This window comes from Rhodococcus sp. HNM0563, assembly GCF_012726195.1.
GTDB lineage: Bacteria > Actinomycetota > Actinomycetes > Mycobacteriales > Mycobacteriaceae > Rhodococcus.
Genome location: NZ_JAASAF010000001.1, coordinates 618,890 through 640,567 on the forward strand (window position 1 = coordinate 618,890; position 21,678 = coordinate 640,567).

Genomic DNA, 21,678 nt, shown 5'->3' on the forward strand with positions numbered 1-21,678 from the left:
TGCCCGAACTCACCAGGGCATGCATACGAGCCAGGGGCCGAACCAGAAGCAATTCGGACGCCAGAAGTTCCCGCGATTCCAATCGTTGTGTCCGCGATCCCAATCGCGGTGGTTGCGGTCCTTGTTCCAATTGTTGTCGTGGTGCCCTCCTCGGTCGTGACCCCAGCCGCGGTCGTTGTGTCTGACATCGACTACGCCCGGAGCCGAGTCCGTTGCCGGGGCTGCGGTGGCCACGGCCATCGGTGTGAAGACAAGAGCGGTCGTGAGAAAGGCGCTCGCCAGTACTTTCTTGGGTTCCATCACGATTCACCTCGAAAAATTTCGGCGCTATTCCTGACGGTACGCGTGGTCTCGAGGCTCGATCAAGAGGGTCCCTGTGGGCAGATGTTCGGCAGATGTTGACTGTTCGGTCAACCGACAGTTCAGGATTCGAGTATGACGAACGAATGTCCCGGCACCAGTACTGCCGATTTCGTCCGGTTCATGACGGGGTCGTCCCACCAGAGCAGTGGTCGGCCACCGACAGGAACGGTCACAGGGTCGCCACCGAGATTGCATACCACGCGAATCGCACCGCGATGCACCACGATCCAGCGTTCGTCCTCGTCGTACGTCAACTGCAGGTGCTCGAGCCAGGGGTCGGTGAGTTCGGCGCGGAAGCGACGCAACTCGAGCAGTTGCCGGTAGCAGTCGAGCAAGCGCGCATGCTCGGGATCGGTGCGCTCGTCCCAGCGAAGGATCGACCGGCGGAAGGTCTCCGGATCCTGAGGATCCGGCACATCGTCGATGTCCCATCCGTGTTCACCGAACTCGCGTCGGCGTCCCTCGACGACGGCCCTGGCGAGTTCGGGTTCGGGGTGCGAGGTGAAGTACTGGAACGGGGTGCTTGCCCCCCATTCCTCGCCCATGAACAACATCGGGGTATACGGCGAGGTGAGAACGAGTGCGGCCTTCACCGCGAGTTGCCCCCGATCGAGATAGCCGCCCGGCCGGTCGCCGCGGGCTCGGTTGCCGACCTGATCGTGGGTGCACGTGTACGCGAGCAGCGAACTGGCAGGTACCCGCCGCACATCGAGTGGGCGTCCGTGCACGCGGCCACGGAACGACGAGAACGTGCCCGCGTGGAAGAAGCCGTGCCCGAGGGTCCGTGCCAGACATTCGAGGGAGCCGAAATCACCGTAGTAGCCTTGGCTCTCGCCGGAGACTGCGGTGTGAATCGCATGGTGGATGTCGTCGTCCCACTGTGCGTGCATGCCGTATCCGCCTGCGGACCGTGGTGTGATCGTTCGGGGATCGTTGAGGTCGCTCTCGGCGATCAGGCTCAGGGGACGACGGAGATGGGCGGATAGACGCAGAGTTTCGACCGACAGCTCCTCGAGCACATGCACCGCGGTCTGATCGATCAGCGCGTGGGTGGCGTCGAGTCGGAGCGCGTCGATGTGGAACTCGCTGAACCAGCGCAGGGCGTTGTCGATGATGTAGCGACGCACCTCACCGGATCCGGGACCGTCGAGATTGATGCTCTCGCCCCAGGTTCCCGGTTTCTCCGACACATAGGGACCGAATCGGCCCAGGTAGTTCCCCGAGGGGCCGAGATGGTTGTAGACCACGTCGAGCGCCACACCGATACCGTGGGCGTGGGCGGCATCGACGAACCGTTGCAGTGCGTCGGGGCCGCCGTACGGCTCGTGGACCGCATACCAGAGCACGCCGTCGTAACCCCATCCGCGGGGGCCGTTGAAGGCATTGACAGGCATCAACTCGACGAAGTCGATTCCGAGGGCCACGAGGTCGTCGAGATGCTCTATGGCGGCGTCGAGGGTGCCTTTCTCGGTGAACGTGCCGATGTGCAGTTCGTAGAGCACGCTGCCTGCGAGTTGTCTTCCGGTCCAGGCGCGGTCGGTCCAGTAGTCGGGATCGATCCCGTGTAACTGCGACAGTCCGTGTACGCCGTCCGGCTGCCGCTGGGAACGGGGGTCGGGCAGTACGGTCTCGTCGTCGTCGAGAACGTAACCGTAGCGGGACCCGGGTGAGGCATCGACGTCGGCGCGCCACCAGCCGTCGTCCCCCCGATCCATCGGATGGAGCTCGCCGTCGACGTGGAGGCGAACGGTCGACGGGATCGGAGCCCAGACCTCGAAGGTGTGCACGAGGCCAAGCATGCCCTGTTCGTGAGCGTGGCGCAGCACCTTTCCGGTGCACCGGCGATGCAGTCGATACTGTTAGGCTGAACTCGATGTCGGCAGCCAAGAGAACGTACAGCTCACCGTTGCGGGATGAGGCTGCGCGCCGCACACGCACAACGATCCGAAATGCCGCGGCGACGTTGTTCGAGCGCAGCGGGTACGTGAGCACCACCGTCAAACAGATCGCCGCCGAAGCGGGTGTCGCAGTGCGAACGGTCTTCACCGCCTTCCCGGAGGGCAAAGCCCAGCTGTTCCGGGAAGCGCTCGACGCCGCCGTCACCGGTGATGCGGCCGACGCCGACCTGGGTGCTCCCGGCTCGCCTCAGTCGCGGTCACCGCGCGCGTCCGGCGCCGCAGCCGCCGTCATCGACCAGGTGGTGGGGTACGGAGCGGCGATGCTCGAGCGTGCCGGTGGCCTACTCATCACGTCGATCGAATCGTCGGGCGCCGACCCCGACATGTTGCGGTTTGCCGAGGACGACGCGCGCGCTACCGCAGAGAATGCGCGAACCCTCGCCGAAGGGCTGCACCGCAGCGGATGGCTACGTACCGACGTCACCGTCGACCATGCTGCAGACGTGCTCTACACCCTCAGCTCCCCGCAGGTACACGCGTTGCTGCGGCGCGATTGCGGATGGGACGTCGACCGGTATCGCACGTGGCTCGCCGACACCCTGCGAACGACGTTGCTGCGCTGAGACCCGAATCGCAGAAACCTGCCCACACCTACCGGCCGCCGGTTGCGTCCAGGTACAGCCAGACGCCGTCTTCACGGACGAAACGGCTGTGTTCGTGCAGGACGTCGGCACTTCCGCTCTCTGTGTAGTGCGCCCGGAACTCCACCGTGCCCTCGGTATGAAGGAACCCGCCGCCGGTCGTCCGCAGCACCTCGAGACCGGTCCACCTGGTGCCGGGGTCGAGGTCGAGCGATGCGGGCCGGGACGACGGATGCCATGTCCGTAGCAGGTAGGCGGTGTCACGGAGGACGAACGCCGTGTACCGCGACCGCATCAACTCCTCGGGTCGGGATGCGACACCGCCATCGAGTAATCGCCCGCAGCAGTCGGAGTATCGGATTCCGCGTCCACACGGGCACGGCATATCGGTAGCTGGCTTCTGGTCGCGATGTCGGCTCACCTGACCATTGTCGTCGAGCGTGCGGGACGAGTGGCAGCGTGTCCTTGCCGAACACCTCACGCGGGCGCACGATTGATCCGTGTGCAGGAGATCTCTGTGAGCGACGCGCTCGATCCGCGCCTGACGTACCTCGACGAACGTGGGCATCAGCACCACGTGGTGTTGACGTCGCAGACTCCGCGGGTGACGATCGGCCGCGCCACCGACGCCGATGTCGCATTTCCCGGCGACGACGAGGTCTCGCGCCTGCATGCGGTGGTCGAGTGGCTCGGCACCAACTGGACCATCCTCGACGACGGACTCTCGCGCAACGGAACTTTCGTCAACGGTGAACGGATCGCTGGGCGCCGGCGGTTGCGCGAAGGCGACAGCATCCGTATCGGTTCGCATCGCCTGCGCTTCCAGGAGATCGGGGCCGGGCCCGACGAGGCTACCCGCATGGCCACAGAGCTACCCACGGTGAACTCGTTGACGGAGACCCAGCGCGGGGTCCTGCGTGCACTGTGTCGTCCGTACAAACACGGGGTGGCCTTCGCGTCGCCCGCGTCGAACCAGACCATCGCTTCGGAGATGTATCTCAGTGTGGACGCCGTGAAAACACATCTGCGGACACTGTTCGCGAAGTTCGGGGTCGAGGATCTACCGCAGAACCGCAAGCGAGTGCGTCTCGCCGAACTTGCAATGCACACAGGTGTGGTCAGCGAACGTGACCTGTGACCTGTGTTGCGGTTGTTAGGGCACGGGACACCCGATCGGCCAGATCCCTGAGCGCAGCGGCCACCGCGTCGGGATGCTCGACCGTGACCGAATGACCGGCACCCTCGATGCGTACGAGTTTCGAGTGCGCCAGCCGCGCCGCCACACCGACGGACAGCTCGAACGGTGTCAGCTCGTCGTGGGATCCGCACAGAACAAGTGACGGGAGGTGAGTCAGAACGGAGAGAGCCGCGGCTTCGTCGAGCACTGCGAAGGACCGGAGAAAGCCCGCGATCGTGACCACCGACGTGTCGCTACACAGCAATGCGAGCACCGTAAGCAGCCAGGCATCCGACCTCGGCGACACGGTGCGGCGACGATGCAGCGCACCGGCTACGGGCAATCCCACTCGGCCACTCCACCGCGCGATTCGCTGTGTGGTCTCCGGTGCCCGGGACACAGCCCGGCGGAACAACTCCACCACCGGGCTGTGCAGATACCGCCCGAGCCCGGAAAGCGCGAGATCGTCGGCCGCGGTGGAGATCAATGCGACTCCCGCGACGCGCGTGCCGATGTCGGTCGAATGTTGACGAGCGTAGGACAGGATCGCCATGCCGCCCATCGAATGCCCCACCAGGACGATGGGCCCGGAAGTGGCGGCGTCGAGCACCACACCCAGATCGCGCCCGATCCGGTCGAGGGTGTACGTCTCGGCGGGCGCTGCACCGGACCGGCCGTGGCCACGATGATCGAAGAACACCATCCGCATCGGCCGACCCATCGCGAAGGACAGGGCCTGACGCAACCGAGTCCAGATGTCGGTGTCGTGACAGTGGCCGTGCACGAACACGAACGTCAGTTCCGCTGTGTCGGGGCCGGCGGCGGTGACTGCGAGGGGCACGCCGTCGTCGGTGTACACGGTAGCGTGCCGCAGACGAGTCGAAGGGTGGGAAGCGGACATGTCACCAGGGTGCGTGCCTTCCCGAGGTGATATGAGATCCCCTGCCGGTGGAACCCCAAAACCGGGGATAGGTGCCCTTTCACCCTTGGGGTAGTGGACAATCCCGATATGCATTCGCAGCGCTATGTCGGTGTCGTCGGTCCGGGTGAGGCGACACCCGAGCAACGGCGAGTCGCCCGTCAGGTCGGCGGTCTGCTCGCCGGCCGCAGAGCAGTCGTGGTCACCGGCGGGCTCGGCGGGGTCATGGCCGCGGCCTCCCGGGGGGCGATCGAGGCGGGTGGGACAACGCTCGGGTTGCTTCCCGACGACGACCGGGTCGTGGGTAATCCGTACCTGACGGTTGCGATCCCGACCGGTCTGGGAGAGATGCGTAACGCCCTGCTCGTGCGCAGCAGCGACGCGCTCGTCGTTGTCGGCGGGAGCTGGGGAACGATGAGCGAGATCGCGTTGGCCGTACGCACGGGCGTACCGGTCGTGTCGATCGGAGGCTGGAAGATGCCCGCGGGGGGCGTACTCGACGTCGAATCGCCGGAGGAGGCGGTCGAGTGCCTGCACGCGTTGCTATGGCGTAAGGACGCCTGACGCTTCACGTTCCGGACGGTTACGAACCGGCCGCTGCCGAGCTTGCGAGCTCGTATCGCCGGCGGTATTCCTGCTTGGACGTTTCACTGATGTCGACGTCCTTCGCGCGGGCCCGCAGGGCACCGACGGTGGCCTGCTCGCGCGGGGTGTGCTCGAACGGATCCCAGCTGAAGAACCGTGCGGCGTTCTCGAAGGTGACCTTGTCGATCTCCTCGTCGGTGAGCTCGGCCGCGACGAGTTCCTCCATCAGCATCTCCGGCGACCGAGGCCAGGTGGAATCCGAATGGGGGTAGTCGCATTCCCAGGCGATGGTGTCGATGCCGAGACGCTGTCGGTTGTTCAGGCCGCTGGGCTCGGTGATGTAGCAGGCGAGGAAGTTGTTCTTCCACACGTCGGTGGGCGACATACCTTTCGGCAGGAAACTCGCGCCGGTCCAGGACTGGTTGACGATGTGGCGTTCGAGGCGGTCGAGCCAGGGTGCGACCCAGCCGACGCCGCCTTCGCTCATGGCGACCTTGAGGTCGGGGAACTTCTGGAATGCGCCGCTGAGCATCATGTCGGTCGCGGCGATCGTCGAGATCAGCGGGGTGAGCACCATCATGTCGTCGAGGTTGAACGCCTCTGGTCGTTTGACCAGGCCCATGCCGCCGCCGATGTGCAGGCTGAGCACGATGTTGTGCTCGACGCAGGCCTTGAAGATCGGGTCCCAGTATCCGGATTTGAAGTCGGGGTAGCCGTCGCCGACGCCGTAGGGGGTTTCGGGGATGGAGATGGAGCGGCAGCCCATGGCGGCGAGGCGGTGGATTTCCGTGACGGATTCGTCGACGTCGTAGAACGGGATGATGCCGAGGGGGATGAAGCGTCCGGGGTGGGTGTCGGGGACTTCGCCGACGACCCAGTCGTTGAAGGCTTTCAATGCCGCGAGGGAGAGCTTCTTGTCGGGCAGGGTGGCGAGGTGGGTGCCTGCGAAGCCGGGGAAGGTGGCGAACAGTGTGGCGGCGAGGGTGCCGTTGGCGTCCATGTCGCGGACGCGCATGTCCATGTCGTAGACGCCGGGTCGCATTTCGGCGTAGCCGGTGGGGTCCATGCCCCATTCTTCTTTGGGCCAGGAGACGACGGCGTTGAGGCCGGAGCTACCGACGACGCTGCCCTGGAACAGCCATGCTTCGACGTTGGGGTTGCGGGGGTGGGCGGTCAGCGTCGGGGCCTGGTCCATAAGGCTCTTCGGAAAGTGCTTCTCGAAGATGTCCCGGGGTTCGACCACGTGGTCGTCGATGCTGACCATCACCATGTCATCGATGTTCATCTTTATCCTCTCGTGAGCCTGCGGGACGAGAATTCGTGCTGCGGAGCTGCGCCACGGTGTGTGTCCGGACCGACCCGGTCGACCGGTTGGCATGTGACGAAAATCTCCTTACTGCTTTGCGAGAAGACTAATCTCGCAGGGATGTCCCCGCAAGATCGGGAGCAGGTGACGCTGCGGGCCGGATGGCGCGCGACCGGGGTGACTTGCAGTCGCCTGCGAATGTGATGCTTGCCACAGGGGTGACGACAGCCTATTCTCACAATTCAGAATTGCATTCCAGATTCGAAGAGTGGGACCTGTGCTCCTCGTCCCCCCACGAGAGGGTGAAATGCTCCGATCGAAACGTGTGCTTGCAGTGGTGGTGGTGGCATGCGCCACCGCGCTGATCTCGACATCCTGTGGTGGCAGCGGTGCCGACAACTCCGGTACAGGAACTTCCGGTTCAGGGAGCCTCGAAGAAACGACGGACCCGGTGGCGGGTGGTTCTCTCGATGTCATCCAGATGGGTGAACCGCGCAGTCTCGACCCTGCCGCGTTGTCGAACACCTATGCGCACCAGCCCGCTCTGGGCAACGCCCTCTACGGCTCACTGATCGTCAACGATCTGGAGACGCAGGAGATCGAATATGTGATGGCCACCGACTTCGCCAGCACCGATGGGGGCGCAACCTTCACCCTCACGCTGCGCCCGGACCTCACGTTCACCGACGGCACGCCGTTCGATGCCGCTGCGGTCAAGTACAACTGGGACCGGCTTCGCGATCCGTCTCTCGGCTCCACTGCGATCCGGGTGGCGGGTCAGATCGCTGGAGTCGAGGTGAAGGATCCCACGACGGTGTCGGTTGCGCTGGTGAGCCCCAACCCGCACTTCCCGCAGAGCATGCTCACCACTTCGATGAATTGGATCGCCTCGCCGACCGCTCTCGAGAAGGGGCGTGAGGCATTCGACGAGAACCCGGTCGGGGCCGGGCCGTTCACCCTGGTCGATTGGGTCCGTCAGGGTGCGATCGAACTGGAGAAGAACCCGAACTACTGGGATGCGCCCAAGCCGTATCTCGACACGCTGCGGATAACCACCGTGGCGGACACGAGCCAGCGATTCAATGCCGTCTCCACCGGTACTGCAGACCTGGCGTCGGAAGCCAGTTGGGCCACCCTCGACAAGGCCGAGCAGGCGGGTGTGGGCACCGAGCTCGTGCCCACCGGCGGTGGTCAGATCATGGTGATGAACGCGGCGCGCGCACCGTTCGACGATGTCAGGGCCAGGCAGGCGGTCTCCATGGCCGTCGACCGTGATGCCCTGAATTCGGTGGTGTACAACGGAGTCGGCGAGGTTGCGGATTACCTGTTCGTGGACGGTTCGCCGTTCTTCGAGGACGTTCCGTTGTGGACACACGACAAGGATGCCGCTCAGGTACTGTTCGATGAACTGGCGGCCGACGGCAAGCCGCTGTCGTTTACCTTCCTGTCCTATCCGACGCAGGAATCCCGGGCGGCGGGCGAGGCGTTGCAAGCGCAGCTGAATGCCTTCGACAATGTCGAGGTCGCAGTCGAGGTCGCGGACTATTCCACACTCACGGCCCGCGCGGGTGGTCGTGACTTCGACATGATCATCTCGTCCGCGATCGTCCAGGACCCGGACTACGCGCTGTGGACCGCCTTCCATGGTGATTCGCCCGGAAACTTCTCCGGCCTCGACGACCCTGCACTCAACGATGCGTTGGACGCCGGACGTCTCGCGGAATCGGACGAAGAGCGCAAGGCGGCATACAGCACGGTCCAGGCCCGATTGGCCGAACTCGTGCCGGGCGTGTGGTACATCAAGGCGTCGCCTTCCGTCCTGTACGGCGAGAACGTGCACGGGATCGATCTGTACACCCTCGGCTCGCCGCGGCCCGAAGAACTCTGGGTGACGGAGTAGGGCATCATCACTCATTCGCACTGTCTCGATCATCCAGAGGCACGGACCGAGGCGATGCCGGTCACCGGATAAGTCCGACTCCACGAAAAGACAAGCATTCTTGACAAACTATGTCAAGAATGCTTGTCTTTTTCATGTGGCGAACAGGCCGAGGGACAACCGGGTCCGTGAATTTCGCAAAGAGAAGCGGCTCACTCAGGCCGAGCTCGGTGCGCAGGTCGGGGTCAGCAGGCAGAGCATCGTGTCGACGGAGAAGGGCGACTACGCGCCCAGCGTCTACCTCGCATTGCGGCTGGCGGAGAGTCTCGGCACCACTGTCGAAGAGTTGTTCCCATTGTCCGAAGAGGAGTTGTGATGGCCGTGTTCATGAAGCTTGCCCGAATCATCGGCGACCTGGACGACGAGTTCTACCGCGACGAGCGCCAACGCGATGTGTGGAACGAGGCCTCGGCAGTGGGATTCCAACTGGCTCAATGGGCTGCGCTCGTCGGAGGAGCAGTTCTTCCGTGGCTTGCCGGGCGGGCCGGTGCGCAGATTGCGATCGGAGTACTCGCACTGTGGTTCCTGATCTCGATGGCGGTGATCATGTATGCGCGCGCTCGGGATGTCGATGTGTATGACACAGCGAAGACATGGACACCACGCGTGTTCGTGGCGTGCCTCGTCTACCTCGCAGGCATCGTCGGGATCTATGCACAGTTGTCGACCCCGCTCGATCAGGATCCGGCAACGTGGGCGGGGGCTGTCGTCGGCGGATTGGTAGGCGGCGGTACGGCAGTCGCCCTGATCGCGTGGTATCGACACCGTCAGCGCCGTCGGTGGGCCGAGGAGGATGCCCGCGATCTGGCGGACCGCTAGGCGATCGGAGCCGACGGCCGGACCCGGCTCAGTGCAGCGACCGGAAGCTCGGCGAAGAGGTTGTCGAATCGTACTCGCCCCGAGAACGTCCGCTCGGTCAGCAGGTCGATCCAGTCTCCGGGAGGTAGATCGAGTACCGTACCGGACCATCCCTGCGCGCCGAGAGAGACCGTGTGTCGCGAGACCACCGCTACCACATCGACCTCGTCGGCATGCGGACCGCGACCGTAGGCGAGCACGTGGTGCGCCGCCGGACCACAGGCGCGCAGCGGCACATACGCGCCGCCGACGAAGCTGGCGGGTTTCTCGCGACGCAACCGCAGCGCTGCGCGCACGACCGCGAACTTGGCCGGCACCTCGCCGGCGTCGAGCAGCCGTCGGCGTTCGACGTAGTCGACGGGTCGGCGGTTGTCGGGGTCGACCAGCGAATCGCTCCACAGTTCGGTGCCCTGGTAGATGTCCGGGATCCCGGGCCCGAGAAGCTGGAGAAGCTTCTGGCCCAGCGCATCCGATGACCAATGCGGCTCCAGGCCGGCGACGAACTCGGACATCCCGGCACCACACGGGCCGTCGCACACCGTATCGAGCCAGGCCAGAACCGCACCCTCGAAGTCGTCATCCACCTCGGTCCACGATGTGCGGGTGCCGTTTTCCCGCAACGCCTTCCGGAGGTAGTCACGCAGGCGAGTGCGCAATGAATCGGTGACGACGCCGTCGACGGGCCAGACGCCGAACAACGTCTGCCAGAGGAACGCTCCGATCGCCGGGTCGGGGCTCGGTGCCACCGTCTCCCACTCTGTGACACAGTCGGCCCACAGCCGCGGCACCTGCGACAGGACGCCGATGCGCGCTCGGACGTCTTCACTGCGTTTGGTGTCGTGTGTCGACAACGTGGTCATCGTCCGCGGCCACGAGCGTGCGCGCTGGGCCCACGTGAGGTGGAACTCGCTCGGATCGAGACCGAAGCGTCCGGGCGTCCCTCCTACTTCTTGCAGGGAGATCAGGCGGGCCGCGCGATAGAACAGGCAGTCCTCCACGGCCTTCGCCGTTGCAGCGCCGCATACCTGGCCGAACCGTGCGGCCGATTCGGGATCCGTGGACAACGCCTGAACCAGCACCTCCAGAGCGGGCTCCAACGCGGTGTCGCTGCCTCCCACCCGGCCGACGATGCGCGGCAACAGGGTGCTCAACGGCGCGTAGTCGGCTCGGTACACCGGGACCTGCGACACCACTGCGATCACGGCGTCACGAACCATGGTCTCGGTGAGCGGGGTCTCGGTGAGTACGGTGTCGGTACCCGCGGTGTTGCCGGTCGAGCGCAGGATCGTGCGCACGAGACGATGAAGCTCCGCCGCAAGTCCGGCCTCGAGTACCTGCCGCCCCAGCAGATGCTCCTGCGTCTGCACCCACTCCGCGTCGCCGTCGGCGCCGGTGAATGTGCGCGAGAGCGCGCTCAGCTCGCTTTCGCCCCGCGGATCGACGAACACCGCGGCAAGTTCGTTGAGCGCGTCATAGCCGGTGGTGCCATCCACGGGAAGTGTTGCGTCGAGGGGTTCGCCCTCGGCGAGGATCTTTTCGATCACGAGCCATCGGTCCGGGCCGATCAGGTCGCGGAGCCGCTGGAGATAGCCCGAGGGATCTGCCAGACCGTCGGGATGATCGACACGAACGCCGTCGATCAGATCGTCCGAGATCCACGAGGCGACTTGGGCATGCACGGCATCGAAGACTGCGGGATCCTCCACCCGGACGGCGGCGAGGTCGCTGACGGTGAAGAATCGCCGGTAACCGATCAGACCCGAATCCCACGGCACCAGCCGATACGACTGGCGATCGTGGATCTCGGTCGCCGTGCCGGAATCGGTGCCCGGTGCGATGGGAAACCGCTTGTCGTAGTAGGCGAGCATCGGTTCCGTGCCGGATCTGTCGACGGTGCACTCGTGCACGTCGTCGCCCGAAGCCAGAACGGGCAGCGCGACCTTGCCGTCCGCGCCGTTGTCGGCTGCAGTATCGAAGTCGAAGAAATCCGCGTACGCGGACTCGCTGCCGTGGCGGAGAGCATCCCACCACCAGAGATTCTGGCGTGCGTCGGCGACACCGACATGGTTGGGGACGATGTCGACTATCAACCCCATGCCGCGTGCCCGTGCGGCGCCGGCCAGTGCTACGAGTCCGGAACGTCCGCCGAGCCCGCCCGAGACGGTGCTCGGATCCACCACGTCGTATCCGTGAGTGGAACCGTCCGCCGCGGTGAGCACCGGCGACAGATACAGGTGGGAGACACCCAGGGCGGCGAGGTAGTCGACCAGATCCACCGCGTCGGCGAAGGTGAACGCGTCGGGGCGCATCTGCAGGCGGTAGGTGGCCGTCAGCGGGACCGGGTTCGCCGCACCAGCGGTCACCGGCGTGGCGTTCATGCCGTCTTCCTCAGCACGAGCACCGAACGAGCTTGCACGGTCACCGATTCCCCCGCCGCGACCGTGGTCGGGTCGCGTCGGCCGTCCGCAATATCGGTGTCGAGGGTCGGTGTCCATTCCTGCGCGTGCGGCCCGTCGGGGGTGACGAAGTCCAGCGGTTCGTCATGAGCGTTGAAACAGAGGAGGAACGAATCGTCGACGACCCGCTGACCCCGCTGATCGGGTTCCGGAATGCCCTCGCCGTTGAGGACGACGGACAGAGACTTCCCGAATCCGCTGTCCCAGTCTTCGGGCGTCATCTCGTCGCCTGCGGGGGTGAGCCATGCGATGTCGCGAGATTGGTCGCCGCTGCGGATCGGACCTCCTTCGAAGAACCTGCGACGCCGGAACACCGGATGCTCCGTGCGCAACGCGATGACGTTGCGCGTGAACTCCAGCAGGTCGGCGTTCGTCTCGGCGAGTGTCCAGTCCATCCAGGACAATTCGTTGTCCTGGCAGTACACGTTGTTGTTGCCGTTCTGGCTGCGGCCGATCTCATCTCCATGCGCGATCATCGGAGTACCCTGCGACAACATCAATGTTGCGAGGATGTTGCGTTGCTGGCGCGCGCGGAGCTCGAGGACGTCCGGGTCGTCGGTGGGGCCCTCGACACCGCAGTTCCACGAGCGGTTGTGCGACTCGCCGTCGCGGTTGTCCTCGCCGTTGGCGTCGTTGTGCTTCTCGTTGTAGGACACCAGATCCGCGAGCGTGAATCCGTCGTGCGCGGTGACGAAGTTGATCGAGGCACTCGGACGCCTCCCGGTGTCCTCGTAGAGATCGGAGGAGCCCGTCAGCCGCGACGCGAACTCGCCGAGTGTCGCGGGCTCGCCGCGCCAATAGTCGCGCACCGTGTCGCGATACTTTCCGTTCCACTCGGTCCATAGTCCAGGGAAGTTCCCGACCTGGTAGCCACCTTCGCCGACGTCCCACGGCTCGGCGATGAGCTTGACCTGCGACACCACCGGATCCTGTTGGACCAGGTCGAAGAATGCGGACAACCGGTCGACGTCGTGCAGTTCACGCGCGAGCGTCGATGCGAGATCGAATCGGAACCCGTCGACGTGCATCTCGGTGACCCAGTATCGGAGCGAGTCCATGATCAGCTGGAGAGTGTGTGGGTGTCGGGCGTTGAGACTGTTTCCGGTTCCGGTGTAGTCCATGTAGTGGGTTCTGTCGTCCTCGACGAGCCGGTAGTAGGCGGCATTGTCGATGCCACGGAACGAGATCGTCGGGCCGAGATGGTTGCCTTCGGCGGTGTGGTTGTAGACGACGTCGAGGATCACCTCGATACCGGCTTCGTGGAAGGTGCGCACCATCGCCTTGAATTCGGCGACGACTCCGCTCGGTTTCGAGGCCGACGAGTACGCGGCATGAGGGGCGAAGAACCCGAAAGTGTTGTACCCCCAGTAGTTACTGAGCCCCTGGTCGCGCAGCGTCTGGTCGTGCATGAACTGGTGCACTGGCATCAGTTCGATTGCGGTGACGCCGAGTAGGAGCAGGTGCTCGATGACTGCCGGGTGAGCGAGACCGGCGTAGGTGCCGCGCAGGTAGTCCGGGACCTCGGGGTGGGTGGCGGTCATGCCCTTCACATGGGCTTCGTAGATGACCGTCTCATGGTAGGGGCGACGCGGATGTCGATCGGACGCCCAGTCGAAGAACGGATTGATCACGACGGTGGTCATGGTGTGCCCGAGCGAATCGAACCGGGGGAGGCCGTCGCTCGAATCCTGTTCGTTCCCCGGGCTGTCCGCCTGCGGGTCGTCGCCGGTGCGGGTGGACGAACCTGACTCTGCCGCGGACTCCGGTGCCGGTCCGGATTCGGGAACTGTGGCCCCGCTGTCGGGATCCGTACCGGGCAGTGTGTATGAGTACAGGGACGCGTCGTCGTCGAAACCGCCGTCGAATGCCTTGCCGTACGGGTCCAACAGTAGTTTGCTCGGGTCGCATCGATGTCCCTCGGCGGGGTCGAACGGACCGTACACGCGGTAGCCGTAGCGCTGGCCGGGCGAAACGGTCGGGAGATACGCGTGCCACACGTATCCGTCGACCTCGTCGAGCGCGACCCGTTTCTCGGTCCCATCGCGGTCGATCAGACACAACTCGACCTTCTCGGCGACCTCCGAGAACAGGGCGAAGTTGGTGCCGGCGCCGTCGTAGGTGGCTCCCAGCGGGTAGGGGTGGCCGGGCCACACCGGAACGGGCTCCGCCGCATCCCGGGTGGTGTTGCTGTCGCTGGGTGCCATGGCTGCTCAGCGTAATGCCAGAAGATGTGGCTCACCCACCGGAGCGAATTCGTTCACCACCATCCGGTCGCAGGACCGAGTTGACGGCCCAGGTCGGGCGTCAAGGTCCGCACGTACGTGGTCGTGAGATGGTCGTCGTCGCGATAGACGAGTACGTTGCCCTCGACGACTCGGCACACTTGTTGTCGGCACAACGAATCGGTCAGATCTATCAGCGTCACCGACGGAAGGTGCGCCGCGGCGGCACGGGCCGGATCGACCGGATCGAGCGCGGCAGCGCGGTCGATGCCGCACGACTCGGAAGTGCCCCCCGAAGCCAGACAGTCCGACGCGTTGTACTGGACCTCGTCGTCGATGAGCCACGGGTTGTCGCGGATCGCCACCACGGGGATGCCGTAGTCGGCGAGCGTCTCCCACAGTTCCACGTACCAGAACGGGGTGAAGTCGCCCGGTCCTTCACCCGGGTCCTTCGTTCTGGTCGAGGTGGTGAACAGCACGTCGGGCGGATATGCCGCAAGTTCGGCAAGCACCTTCACCGACCAGGAGTCGCATTCGAAGGTCGGGGAATCCTCGGTCAGCTCGGCTGCGGGATCGGACAACGGGCAACCGACTTTGAGGTAGGTGTCGAGGCGGAAGCCGTGCTCGCGACCGAGTTCATCGAGCGCCGCGAGCCAGTGCTCGGAGTGCGAACCCCCGGCGAGCACCATGCGACGCGTCGACATCGGGTCGCCGTAGACACAGGTCAAGGCGTCACGGTTGGTGTGCTGCGCGATACAGCCGTCGATGGTCGCGGGCGGAAGATCGTCGGCGGCCACGATCAGGGGCGGGTAGACCGGCTGATGCTCGACCTCGGGCAGTCCGATCGCTGCGGCGCCGGGATAGAGAGCGGGATCGGGGCGGGCGGAATGAGAGAACTGACTCACCGTGCGATCGATATGGACGGTCCACCAGGTCGTGCCCGCGACGAGCGCAACACCGATCAGTGCGAGACCTGCAACCAGGGTGGTGCGCCACCGTCCCGGAACCGAGCGCCGAATCGGGGTCTCGATGAACCGCGTGGTGGCTTCGGCGAGGACGAGGGAGATGCCGATCACGACCAGTCCGCCGACGAGTCCGACCGAGGGACGGTCGCGCACCAGCAGGTAGCCGATCAGCACGGGCCAATGCCACAGATACAGCGCGTACGCAATGCTTCCGAGACGGATCAGCGGCGGCGACGACAGGAATCTCGAGGTGGGAGTGTCGGCTCCCGTGGCGCCGGGGACTGCTCCCGCAACGACCAACGCCATTGCGGCCCCCACCGGCACCAACGCCCACGGACCAGGGAAGTGGGCGTTGCCGTTGAGAGCGAATCCGCACGCGAAGAGAATCGCAAGCCCTGCGATGCCCAACGCGGATCGAACGAACTTCGGCGCCCGCAGCCACGGCACGACACACACCAGGACGGCGCCGATCGTCAGTTCCCACACTCGGGCCGCGCTGTCGTAGTACGTCCACGATTGCGGGGCAGTGGAGAACGCCGCGTACGTCAGCGAGGCCACGGTGATGAGCGACAGGAGCACGGTCAGCGGCACGCGGACAGGAATCCGTGCCCGCCGCAGTAACCACGCCGAGGTGAAGACCACTATCAATGCCGCGAGATAGAACTGCCCCTGCACCGAGATCGACCACAGGTGTTGCAGGGGGCTGACCATGGGATCGGCAGCGAGATAGTCGCTTGCGGTGCGCGCCAGTTCCCAGTTCTGTACGAACAGCAACGACGCGCGTGTCTGTTCTGCGACCCGGTTCCACTGGGGGAACGGGAGCAGGATCAGTGCGGCGAGTGTGGTGCCCGCCAGGACGAGAACGAGCGGTGCGAGTAGCCGACGCCCGACTCGTCGCAACACGGGCCTCGGATCGAGCGGTGCGCCCGACTCCGCGACCCGGAGCAAGGAGCCGACGAAGAAGAAGCCGGACAGCGCGAGGAAGACATCGACGCCGCCGGATACGCGTCCGAACCAGACGTGGAAGACCACCACCAGGGCGATTGCGAGTCCGCGGACACCGTCGAGATCGGCGCGGTAGCCGGGGCGAGCAGATGCTGGGGCGGCACTGATGCTCACGGCTGAATGCGACGTATGGACGGACATGGCGCTGGTAGTACCCCTGGTGCGTGCGGGCTCGGCGGCCGAGTCATCCGTCGAGCTGTTCTTGTGAGCAACCTTCACACGAACCTAGGCAGACTACGGGGTGCGACTTCGTGATCACCAACCGCTTAGAGTCGGGCGGGTGTCATCCACCACCTCTTCCGCTGCCCGTATCTCGTCTCTCGACGCAGCGCACCTCTGGCATCCCTACGGTGCGTTTCCGCCGTCGACCGAACCGCTCGTGGTCGACCAAGCGCATGGCGCGCGGCTCGTCCTGGCCGACGGGCGTGAGCTCGTCGATGGAATGAGCTCATGGTGGGCGACGGTGCACGGATACCGGCACCCGGTGCTCGACCGCGCTGTCACCGAGCAGCTGTCCAAGATGAGTCACGTCATGTTCGGTGGGCTGACGCACGCGCCCGCGGCACGTCTGGCCGAACTGCTGGTGGAGATCACGCCGGACGGACTCGACAAGGTGTTCCTCGCCGACTCGGGCTCCGTGTCGGTCGAGGTCGCAATCAAGATCGCGTTGCAGTATCAGCGTGCAGTCGGGGCACCCGCGCGGCACCGTCTGCTCACATGGCGCGGCGGCTACCACGGCGACACATTCGCGCCGATGAGCGTGTGCGACCCCGAAGGCGGCATGCATTCGATGTGGACGGACGTGCTCGCGCAGCAGGTGTTCGCCCCCGCGCCACCGGCCGAGTTCGACGCCGCCTACGTCGAGACCTTCGAATCGATCCTCACCGAGCACACCGACGAACTCGCCGCAGTGATCGTCGAACCGGTCGTGCAGGGGGCCGGTGGCATGCGCTTCCACGATCCCGCCTACCTGCGCGAACTGCGCCGCATGTGCGACGAACACGGACTGCTGCTCATCTTCGACGAGATCGCCACCGGGTTCGGTCGCACCGGAGAGCTGTTCGCTGCAGACCACGCGGGTGTGTCGCCGGACATCCTGTGCGTCGGTAAGGCGCTCACCGGCGGGTATCTGACCCTCGCTGCGGTCCTGTGCACGTCGGACATTGCCGAGGCGATCAGTGCCGGCGAAGGCGGCGGCGTGATGCACGGCCCGACCTTCATGGGTAATCCACTCGCGTGCGCCGTGGCGGTCGCATCCACCGAACTGTTGCTCTCACGAGACTGGCGCGCCGAGGTCGCCGCGCTAACCTCGGGACTGGAAGCCGGACTCGCGCCGGCTCGGGACATCCCCGGGGTCGTCGATGTTCGGGTCCTCGGGGGGATCGGTGTCCTGGAGCTCGCGGAGCCCGTCGACATGCGTGCTGCGACCGATGCGGCGGTCGGCGCCGGAGTGTGGCTCCGGCCGTTCCGCAACCTCGTCTACGCCATGCCGCCGTACGTATGCACCGCCGACGACGTGGCCCGGATCTGCGAGGGCATGCTCGCGGCGGCCCGGAGTGGGCGCTGAGCCCGCGCCGGACGCCGCACGGTCTCCGCTCGACGACTTGAACGGTGTTCAAGTATGGTGCTGAGCATGACTGCATTCCCTGCGCTCGCATGGCTCGACACCGCCGCCGACGCTCGGCGCCGCGCAGGACTGCACCGAGACCTGATTCCACGCACCCCATCGGCGCCGGTCGTCGATCTCGCCTCCAACGACTATCTCGGACTCGTCCGCCATCCCGAAGTGCTCGCGGGCGCCACTGCCTCGCTCCGTCGTTGGGGTGGCGGCGCCACCGGGTCGAGGCTGGTCACCGGAACCACGGCTGAGCACGAACTGCTCGAACGTGAACTCGCGGAGTTCGTCGGTGCCGAGACCGGGCTGGTGTTCTCCAGCGGCTACGCTGCCAATCTCGGTGCGGTCACGGCGCTCGCGGGACGCGACGCCCTCGTCGTGTCCGACGCCGGATGCCACGCCTCCCTCGTCGATGCGTGCCGGCTGTCGCGTTCGCGCATCCACGTGACTCCGCACAACGACGTCGACGCGGTGGCGGCCGCCCTCGCCGCGCGCACCGAACCCCGCGCCCTCGTCCTCACCGACTCGGTGTTCAGTGCAGAAGGAGATCTCGCACCGCTGCTCGCATTGCACAAGGTGTGCCGCGAACAGGGCGCGATGCTGCTCGTCGACGAGGCCCACGGTGTCGGAGTTCGTGGCGCAGGGGGCCGCGGACTCGTCCACGAAGTGGGTCTCGCCGGCGAGCCGGACGTGATCGTCACGGCCACACTGTCGAAGTCCCTCGCATCACAGGGCGGCATCGTGCTCGCCGATGCCCGCGTGCGGGAACACCTCATCGACACTGCCCGCACCTTCATCTTCGACACCGGACTTGCGCCCGCCGCCGTCGGCGCCTCGCGGGGTGCGTTGAAAGTGCTCCGCGCCGAGCCCGGACGTGCGGGTGCGGTTCTCGACCGGGCACGCCACCTCGCTGCTACCACGGCAGCGGCGACCCCCGAATCGGCGGTCGTATCGGTGATCCTCGGCGACCCCCACGTCGCGGTCGGAGCAGCCCGTGAGTGCCGCGAGCGTGGTCTGCACGTCGGCTGCTTCCGCCCGCCGTCGGTGCCTGCCGGAACGTCGCGGCTGCGATTGACCGCCCGCGCCGACCTCACCGCCGCAGACCTCGAGTTGATCGACCGTGTCCTCACCGACGTACTGGCAGGAGTGCATTCGTGAGCGCGTTGTGCGTCACGGGTACCTCGACCGATGTCGGGAAGACCGTGGCGACCGCCGCGCTGGCGGCGCTCGCGCTGTCGTCGGGAAAGACGGTGGCGGTGTGTAAACCCGCGCAGACCGGCGTGGCAGACGGAGAACCCGGAGATCTGCACGAGATCGAACGGCTCACCGGATCGCGCATCGACGCTCTCGAACTCGCCCGCTACCCGGAACCACTCGCGCCCGACACCGCCGCGCGCCGAAGCGGTCGCCCGCTCCTCGCCCTCGCCGAGGTCGTCCAGGCGATCAGGGAACTCGACGCGACCCACGACCTCACCCTCGTCGAAGGCGCTGGGGGAGTGCTCGTGCGACTCGGCGCCGACGGATTCACTCTCGCGGACGTCGCAGCCGCGTTGAACGCGCCCGTTGTGATCGTGGCGGCGCCCGGCCTCGGCACCCTCAATCACACCGCGCTCACCGCTGCCGCATTGCGTGCGGCAGCGGTGGACTGCGCCGGTGTGATCGTCGGATCGTGGCCGGATGCACCGGATCTCGCCGAACGCTGCAACCTCGACGACCTCCCCGATGTCGCGGGCGTCCCGGTGCTCGGCCGCATCCCGGAAGGTAGCGGTGCACTCGCGCCGGACGAGTTCCTCGCCGGCGCCACGACATGGTTGCCGGATCTCGAACCCCGGACTCCCGGCCCGGTTCATTCCGGCTTGTGCGCGAGTACCCGGAAACAATTGCCGCCCAGTCCGGTTCGATCGACGCTGTCGATCACGAAGCCTGTGTCCTCGAGGTAAGGAACGGGGTCTCGCACCAGATGATCGGCCATGAACCTCAGGGTCAGGGGCTCGATCGTGCGCATTAACCAGGTCAGGACCCGATTGGTCGAGGGGCCGTGCTCGACGAGCACGAACCGCCCTCCGGGTACGAGTACCCGCATGGCCTCGGCGCTGGCCGCTGCGGGATCGGGGATCGTGCAATAGGACAGGGTCGAGACGACGGTGTCGACGGATTCGTCCGCGAGATCCAACGCCTGGACGTCCCCGCGTCGTACCTCGCAGTGCGTGAGCCGGTGCTCGGTGATGCGCTGCTGTGCGTGCGCGAGCATGCCCGCGGACAGGTCGATCCCGGTCACCGCAGTCACGTCGGGTCCGTACAGCGGAAGATTCAGCCCGGTGCCGACTGCGATCTCGAGGACGCGACCCGACGCGTGCCCGATGGCCCACCGGCGTGGATCTCCGAGTAGCCGTCGCTCCGAGAATCGGATCTGCCTGTCGTATTGCGGTGCTGTCGCATCGAAGACCTCGGCGATGCGGGCGTTGTCGGGTCGAGCCACGGATGTCCTCCATTCGGTGGCGCGAAACCACGCTCGGTGACAGCGGATCTATCGTACTGTGAATGGTGTCACATCGTGTCGGCCGGCGTCGACGTGCCGACCGCTGGGTTCGGAGGTACTGATGTCCACCGAAATGCAAGAACTGCAACGGACCATCGGTCATCTGCGTCACTGCGTCGGATCCTTGCGTTCGCGCTACGGCGACGCTACCGCTGTGCAGCGGCTGGCGAACGATCTCGAACGCCTCCATATCGACGCGCACGACCTCGCCGAGCGCCCTCCGGCGGAGGCACGCGTGTATTCGGGTGAGCGCATCCCGGTTCCCAACGAGCCGTACGACGACTCGTTGTTCCGTGGCGTGGATGTCGACGACGAGGGCCTCGGCGGTCTACACGGAGATCGGTGAGCGCCCCCGCGGCGACCGGTGTGCGGTCCGCGACCCGCGCGCGGATCGCGGCCCGGACGCTGCGCACCGATCGCTGGTGGAAATCCCCGCTGCTGACGGCCCTAGGACTTCTCGTCTTCGTCGTCTACGCCACGATCCGCTCGTTCGTCCGGTCTGCCTATTACGTCGAGGACTACCACTACCTCACGCCGTTCTACTCGCCGTGCGTGAGTGACTCGTGCGTCGAAGGTGCCCGGCATTTCGGCACCTGGGTCGGCGAGCTCCCGATGTGGATACCTCTCGCGTTCCTGTCGCTGCCGTTCCTGCTCGGATTCCGGTTGACCTGTTACTACTACCGCAAGGCCTACTACCGCTCGTTCTGGCTGGCACCCGCCGCGTGCGCAGTGGCCGAACCGCACGCCCGCTACACGGGGGAGACCCGACTGCCGCTGATCCTGCAGAATGCGCATCGCTATTTCTTCTACGCGGGCGTCGTCGTCTCGCTGATCAACACGTACGACATGGTCGTAGCGTTCCGGAGCCCGAGCGGATTCGGGTTCGGCCTCGGCAATGTGATCCTGCTGATCAACGTGATCCTCCTCTGGGGGTACACCGTCTCGTGCCACTCATGTCGGCACGTCACCGGAGGGCGTCTCAAACATTTCTCGAAACATCCTGTGCGATACCGTATCTGGACATTCGTATCGAAACTCAACACCCGCCACATGCAGTTCGCGTGGATCACGTTGGGCACGCTGATGATCACGGACTTCTACATCATGCTCGTAGCCAGTGGCACCATCTCGGACCTTCGGTTCGTCGGCTGACGACTCGTCGGGCACGCACGACACGCATCGCAACGACA

20 protein-coding genes are annotated in these 21,678 nt (G+C 65.6%); 11 read left to right on the plus strand and 9 right to left on the minus strand.

The window, feature by feature from the left end; all coding sequences use genetic code 11:
• Window positions 1–9: 9 nt before the first annotated feature.
• Both HCA61_RS02975 and treZ read right to left on the minus strand, forming a co-directional pair.
• Window positions 10–300, minus strand: coding sequence for a hypothetical protein (locus tag HCA61_RS02975; RefSeq protein WP_169686470.1), 291 nt, complete (start codon window positions 298–300; stop codon window positions 10–12).
• 122 nt (window positions 301–422) lie between these two features.
• A complete protein-coding gene (treZ, locus tag HCA61_RS02980; RefSeq protein ID WP_169686471.1) occupies window positions 423–2,150 on the minus strand; it encodes a malto-oligosyltrehalose trehalohydrolase in 1,728 nt (575 codons plus the stop codon).
• 86 nt (window positions 2,151–2,236) lie between these two features.
• Between treZ and HCA61_RS02985 the strand changes: the two genes are divergently transcribed.
• Window positions 2,237–2,884: a helix-turn-helix domain-containing protein gene (locus HCA61_RS02985; RefSeq protein ID WP_169686473.1), complete on the plus strand. Its 648-nt coding sequence runs from the start codon at window positions 2,237–2,239 to the stop codon at window positions 2,882–2,884.
• 28 nt (window positions 2,885–2,912) lie between these two features.
• Here HCA61_RS02985 and HCA61_RS02990 read toward each other — a convergent pair whose 3' ends face one another.
• Entirely contained in the window at window positions 2,913–3,287 is a 375-nt protein-coding gene (locus tag HCA61_RS02990; protein WP_169686859.1) for a YchJ family metal-binding protein, read from the minus strand.
• A gap of 132 nt (window positions 3,288–3,419) precedes the next feature.
• Between HCA61_RS02990 and HCA61_RS02995 the strand changes: the two genes are divergently transcribed.
• Entirely contained in the window at window positions 3,420–4,040 is a 621-nt protein-coding gene (locus HCA61_RS02995) for an FHA domain-containing protein (RefSeq protein ID WP_247274493.1), read from the plus strand.
• On the opposite strand, the gene HCA61_RS03000 is transcribed toward HCA61_RS02995, so the two are convergent.
• Window positions 4,021–4,980, minus strand: a complete 960-nt coding sequence (locus HCA61_RS03000) for an alpha/beta hydrolase (protein ID WP_169686477.1) — start codon at window positions 4,978–4,980, stop codon at window positions 4,021–4,023. The two genes, HCA61_RS02995 and HCA61_RS03000, sit on opposite strands and share 20 nt — an antisense overlap.
• A 36-nt stretch (window positions 4,981–5,016) precedes the next feature.
• On the opposite strand from HCA61_RS03000, the gene HCA61_RS03005 reads away from it, so the two are divergent.
• A complete protein-coding gene (locus HCA61_RS03005; RefSeq protein WP_308198829.1) occupies window positions 5,017–5,562 on the plus strand; it encodes a TIGR00725 family protein in 546 nt (181 codons plus the stop codon).
• 19 nt (window positions 5,563–5,581) lie between these two features.
• On the opposite strand, the gene HCA61_RS03010 is transcribed toward HCA61_RS03005, so the two are convergent.
• Window positions 5,582–6,868, minus strand: a complete 1,287-nt coding sequence (locus tag HCA61_RS03010) for an amidohydrolase family protein (RefSeq protein ID WP_169686478.1) — start codon at window positions 6,866–6,868, stop codon at window positions 5,582–5,584.
• 328 nt (window positions 6,869–7,196) lie between these two features.
• Between HCA61_RS03010 and HCA61_RS03015 the strand changes: the two genes are divergently transcribed.
• The 3 genes from HCA61_RS03015 to HCA61_RS03025 all read left to right on the plus strand — a co-directional run bounded on the left by HCA61_RS03015 (window position 7,197) and on the right by HCA61_RS03025 (window position 9,647).
• The gene (locus tag HCA61_RS03015) at window positions 7,197–8,789 is read left to right on the plus strand and encodes an ABC transporter substrate-binding protein (protein ID WP_169686480.1); all 1,593 of its coding nucleotides are present in this window, start codon (window positions 7,197–7,199) and stop codon (window positions 8,787–8,789) included.
• Window positions 8,790–8,925: 136 nt separating this feature from the next.
• A complete protein-coding gene (locus HCA61_RS03020) occupies window positions 8,926–9,144 on the plus strand; it encodes a helix-turn-helix transcriptional regulator (protein ID WP_169686482.1) in 219 nt (72 codons plus the stop codon).
• Window positions 9,144–9,647 carry a DUF2029 domain-containing protein gene (locus HCA61_RS03025; protein WP_169686484.1) on the plus strand — a complete coding sequence of 168 codons (504 nt, stop codon included), beginning with the start codon at window positions 9,144–9,146 and terminating at the stop codon, window positions 9,645–9,647. Before HCA61_RS03020 ends, HCA61_RS03025 begins: the two co-directional genes overlap by 1 nt.
• Here HCA61_RS03025 and treY read toward each other — a convergent pair.
• Genes treY through HCA61_RS03040 form a run of 3 tightly spaced genes read right to left on the minus strand, consistent with a single transcriptional unit; the run spans window position 9,644 to window position 16,475 of the window.
• A complete protein-coding gene (treY, locus tag HCA61_RS03030; RefSeq protein WP_169686486.1) occupies window positions 9,644–12,064 on the minus strand; it encodes a malto-oligosyltrehalose synthase in 2,421 nt (806 codons plus the stop codon). The two genes, HCA61_RS03025 and treY, sit on opposite strands and share 4 nt — an antisense overlap.
• Window positions 12,061–14,346, minus strand: a complete 2,286-nt coding sequence (gene glgX / locus HCA61_RS03035; protein ID WP_169686488.1) for a glycogen debranching protein GlgX — start codon at window positions 14,344–14,346, stop codon at window positions 12,061–12,063. Before glgX ends, treY begins: the two co-directional genes overlap by 4 nt.
• A 53-nt stretch (window positions 14,347–14,399) precedes the next feature.
• A complete protein-coding gene (locus HCA61_RS03040) occupies window positions 14,400–16,475 on the minus strand; it encodes an acyltransferase family protein (protein ID WP_169686490.1) in 2,076 nt (691 codons plus the stop codon).
• A 139-nt stretch (window positions 16,476–16,614) separates the two neighbouring features.
• Between HCA61_RS03040 and HCA61_RS03045 the strand changes: the two genes are divergently transcribed.
• The 3 genes from HCA61_RS03045 (at window position 16,615) to bioD (ending at window position 19,889) form a co-directional block, all read left to right on the plus strand.
• A complete protein-coding gene (locus HCA61_RS03045) occupies window positions 16,615–17,901 on the plus strand; it encodes an adenosylmethionine--8-amino-7-oxononanoate transaminase (RefSeq protein ID WP_169686492.1) in 1,287 nt (428 codons plus the stop codon).
• A gap of 66 nt (window positions 17,902–17,967) precedes the next feature.
• Entirely contained in the window at window positions 17,968–19,107 is a 1,140-nt protein-coding gene (locus tag HCA61_RS03050) for an 8-amino-7-oxononanoate synthase (protein WP_169686493.1), read from the plus strand.
• On the plus strand, window positions 19,104–19,889 hold the full coding sequence (gene bioD, locus HCA61_RS03055) for a dethiobiotin synthase (protein WP_169686495.1): 786 nt from the start codon (window positions 19,104–19,106) through the stop codon (window positions 19,887–19,889). Before HCA61_RS03050 ends, bioD begins: the two co-directional genes overlap by 4 nt.
• Here the strand turns inward: bioD and HCA61_RS03060 are convergent.
• On the minus strand, window positions 19,796–20,428 hold the full coding sequence (locus tag HCA61_RS03060) for a class I SAM-dependent methyltransferase (RefSeq protein WP_169686497.1): 633 nt from the start codon (window positions 20,426–20,428) through the stop codon (window positions 19,796–19,798). The two genes, bioD and HCA61_RS03060, sit on opposite strands and share 94 nt — an antisense overlap.
• 118 nt (window positions 20,429–20,546) lie before the next feature.
• On the opposite strand from HCA61_RS03060, the gene HCA61_RS03065 reads away from it, so the two are divergent.
• Together HCA61_RS03065 and HCA61_RS03070 are read left to right on the plus strand one after the other, a co-directional pair.
• Window positions 20,547–20,834, plus strand: a complete 288-nt coding sequence (locus HCA61_RS03065) for a hypothetical protein (RefSeq protein ID WP_169686860.1) — start codon at window positions 20,547–20,549, stop codon at window positions 20,832–20,834.
• Window positions 20,831–21,640, plus strand: coding sequence for a hypothetical protein (locus HCA61_RS03070; protein WP_169686499.1), 810 nt, complete (start codon window positions 20,831–20,833; stop codon window positions 21,638–21,640). Before HCA61_RS03065 ends, HCA61_RS03070 begins: the two co-directional genes overlap by 4 nt.
• The last annotated feature ends 38 nt before the right edge of the window (window positions 21,641–21,678 follow it).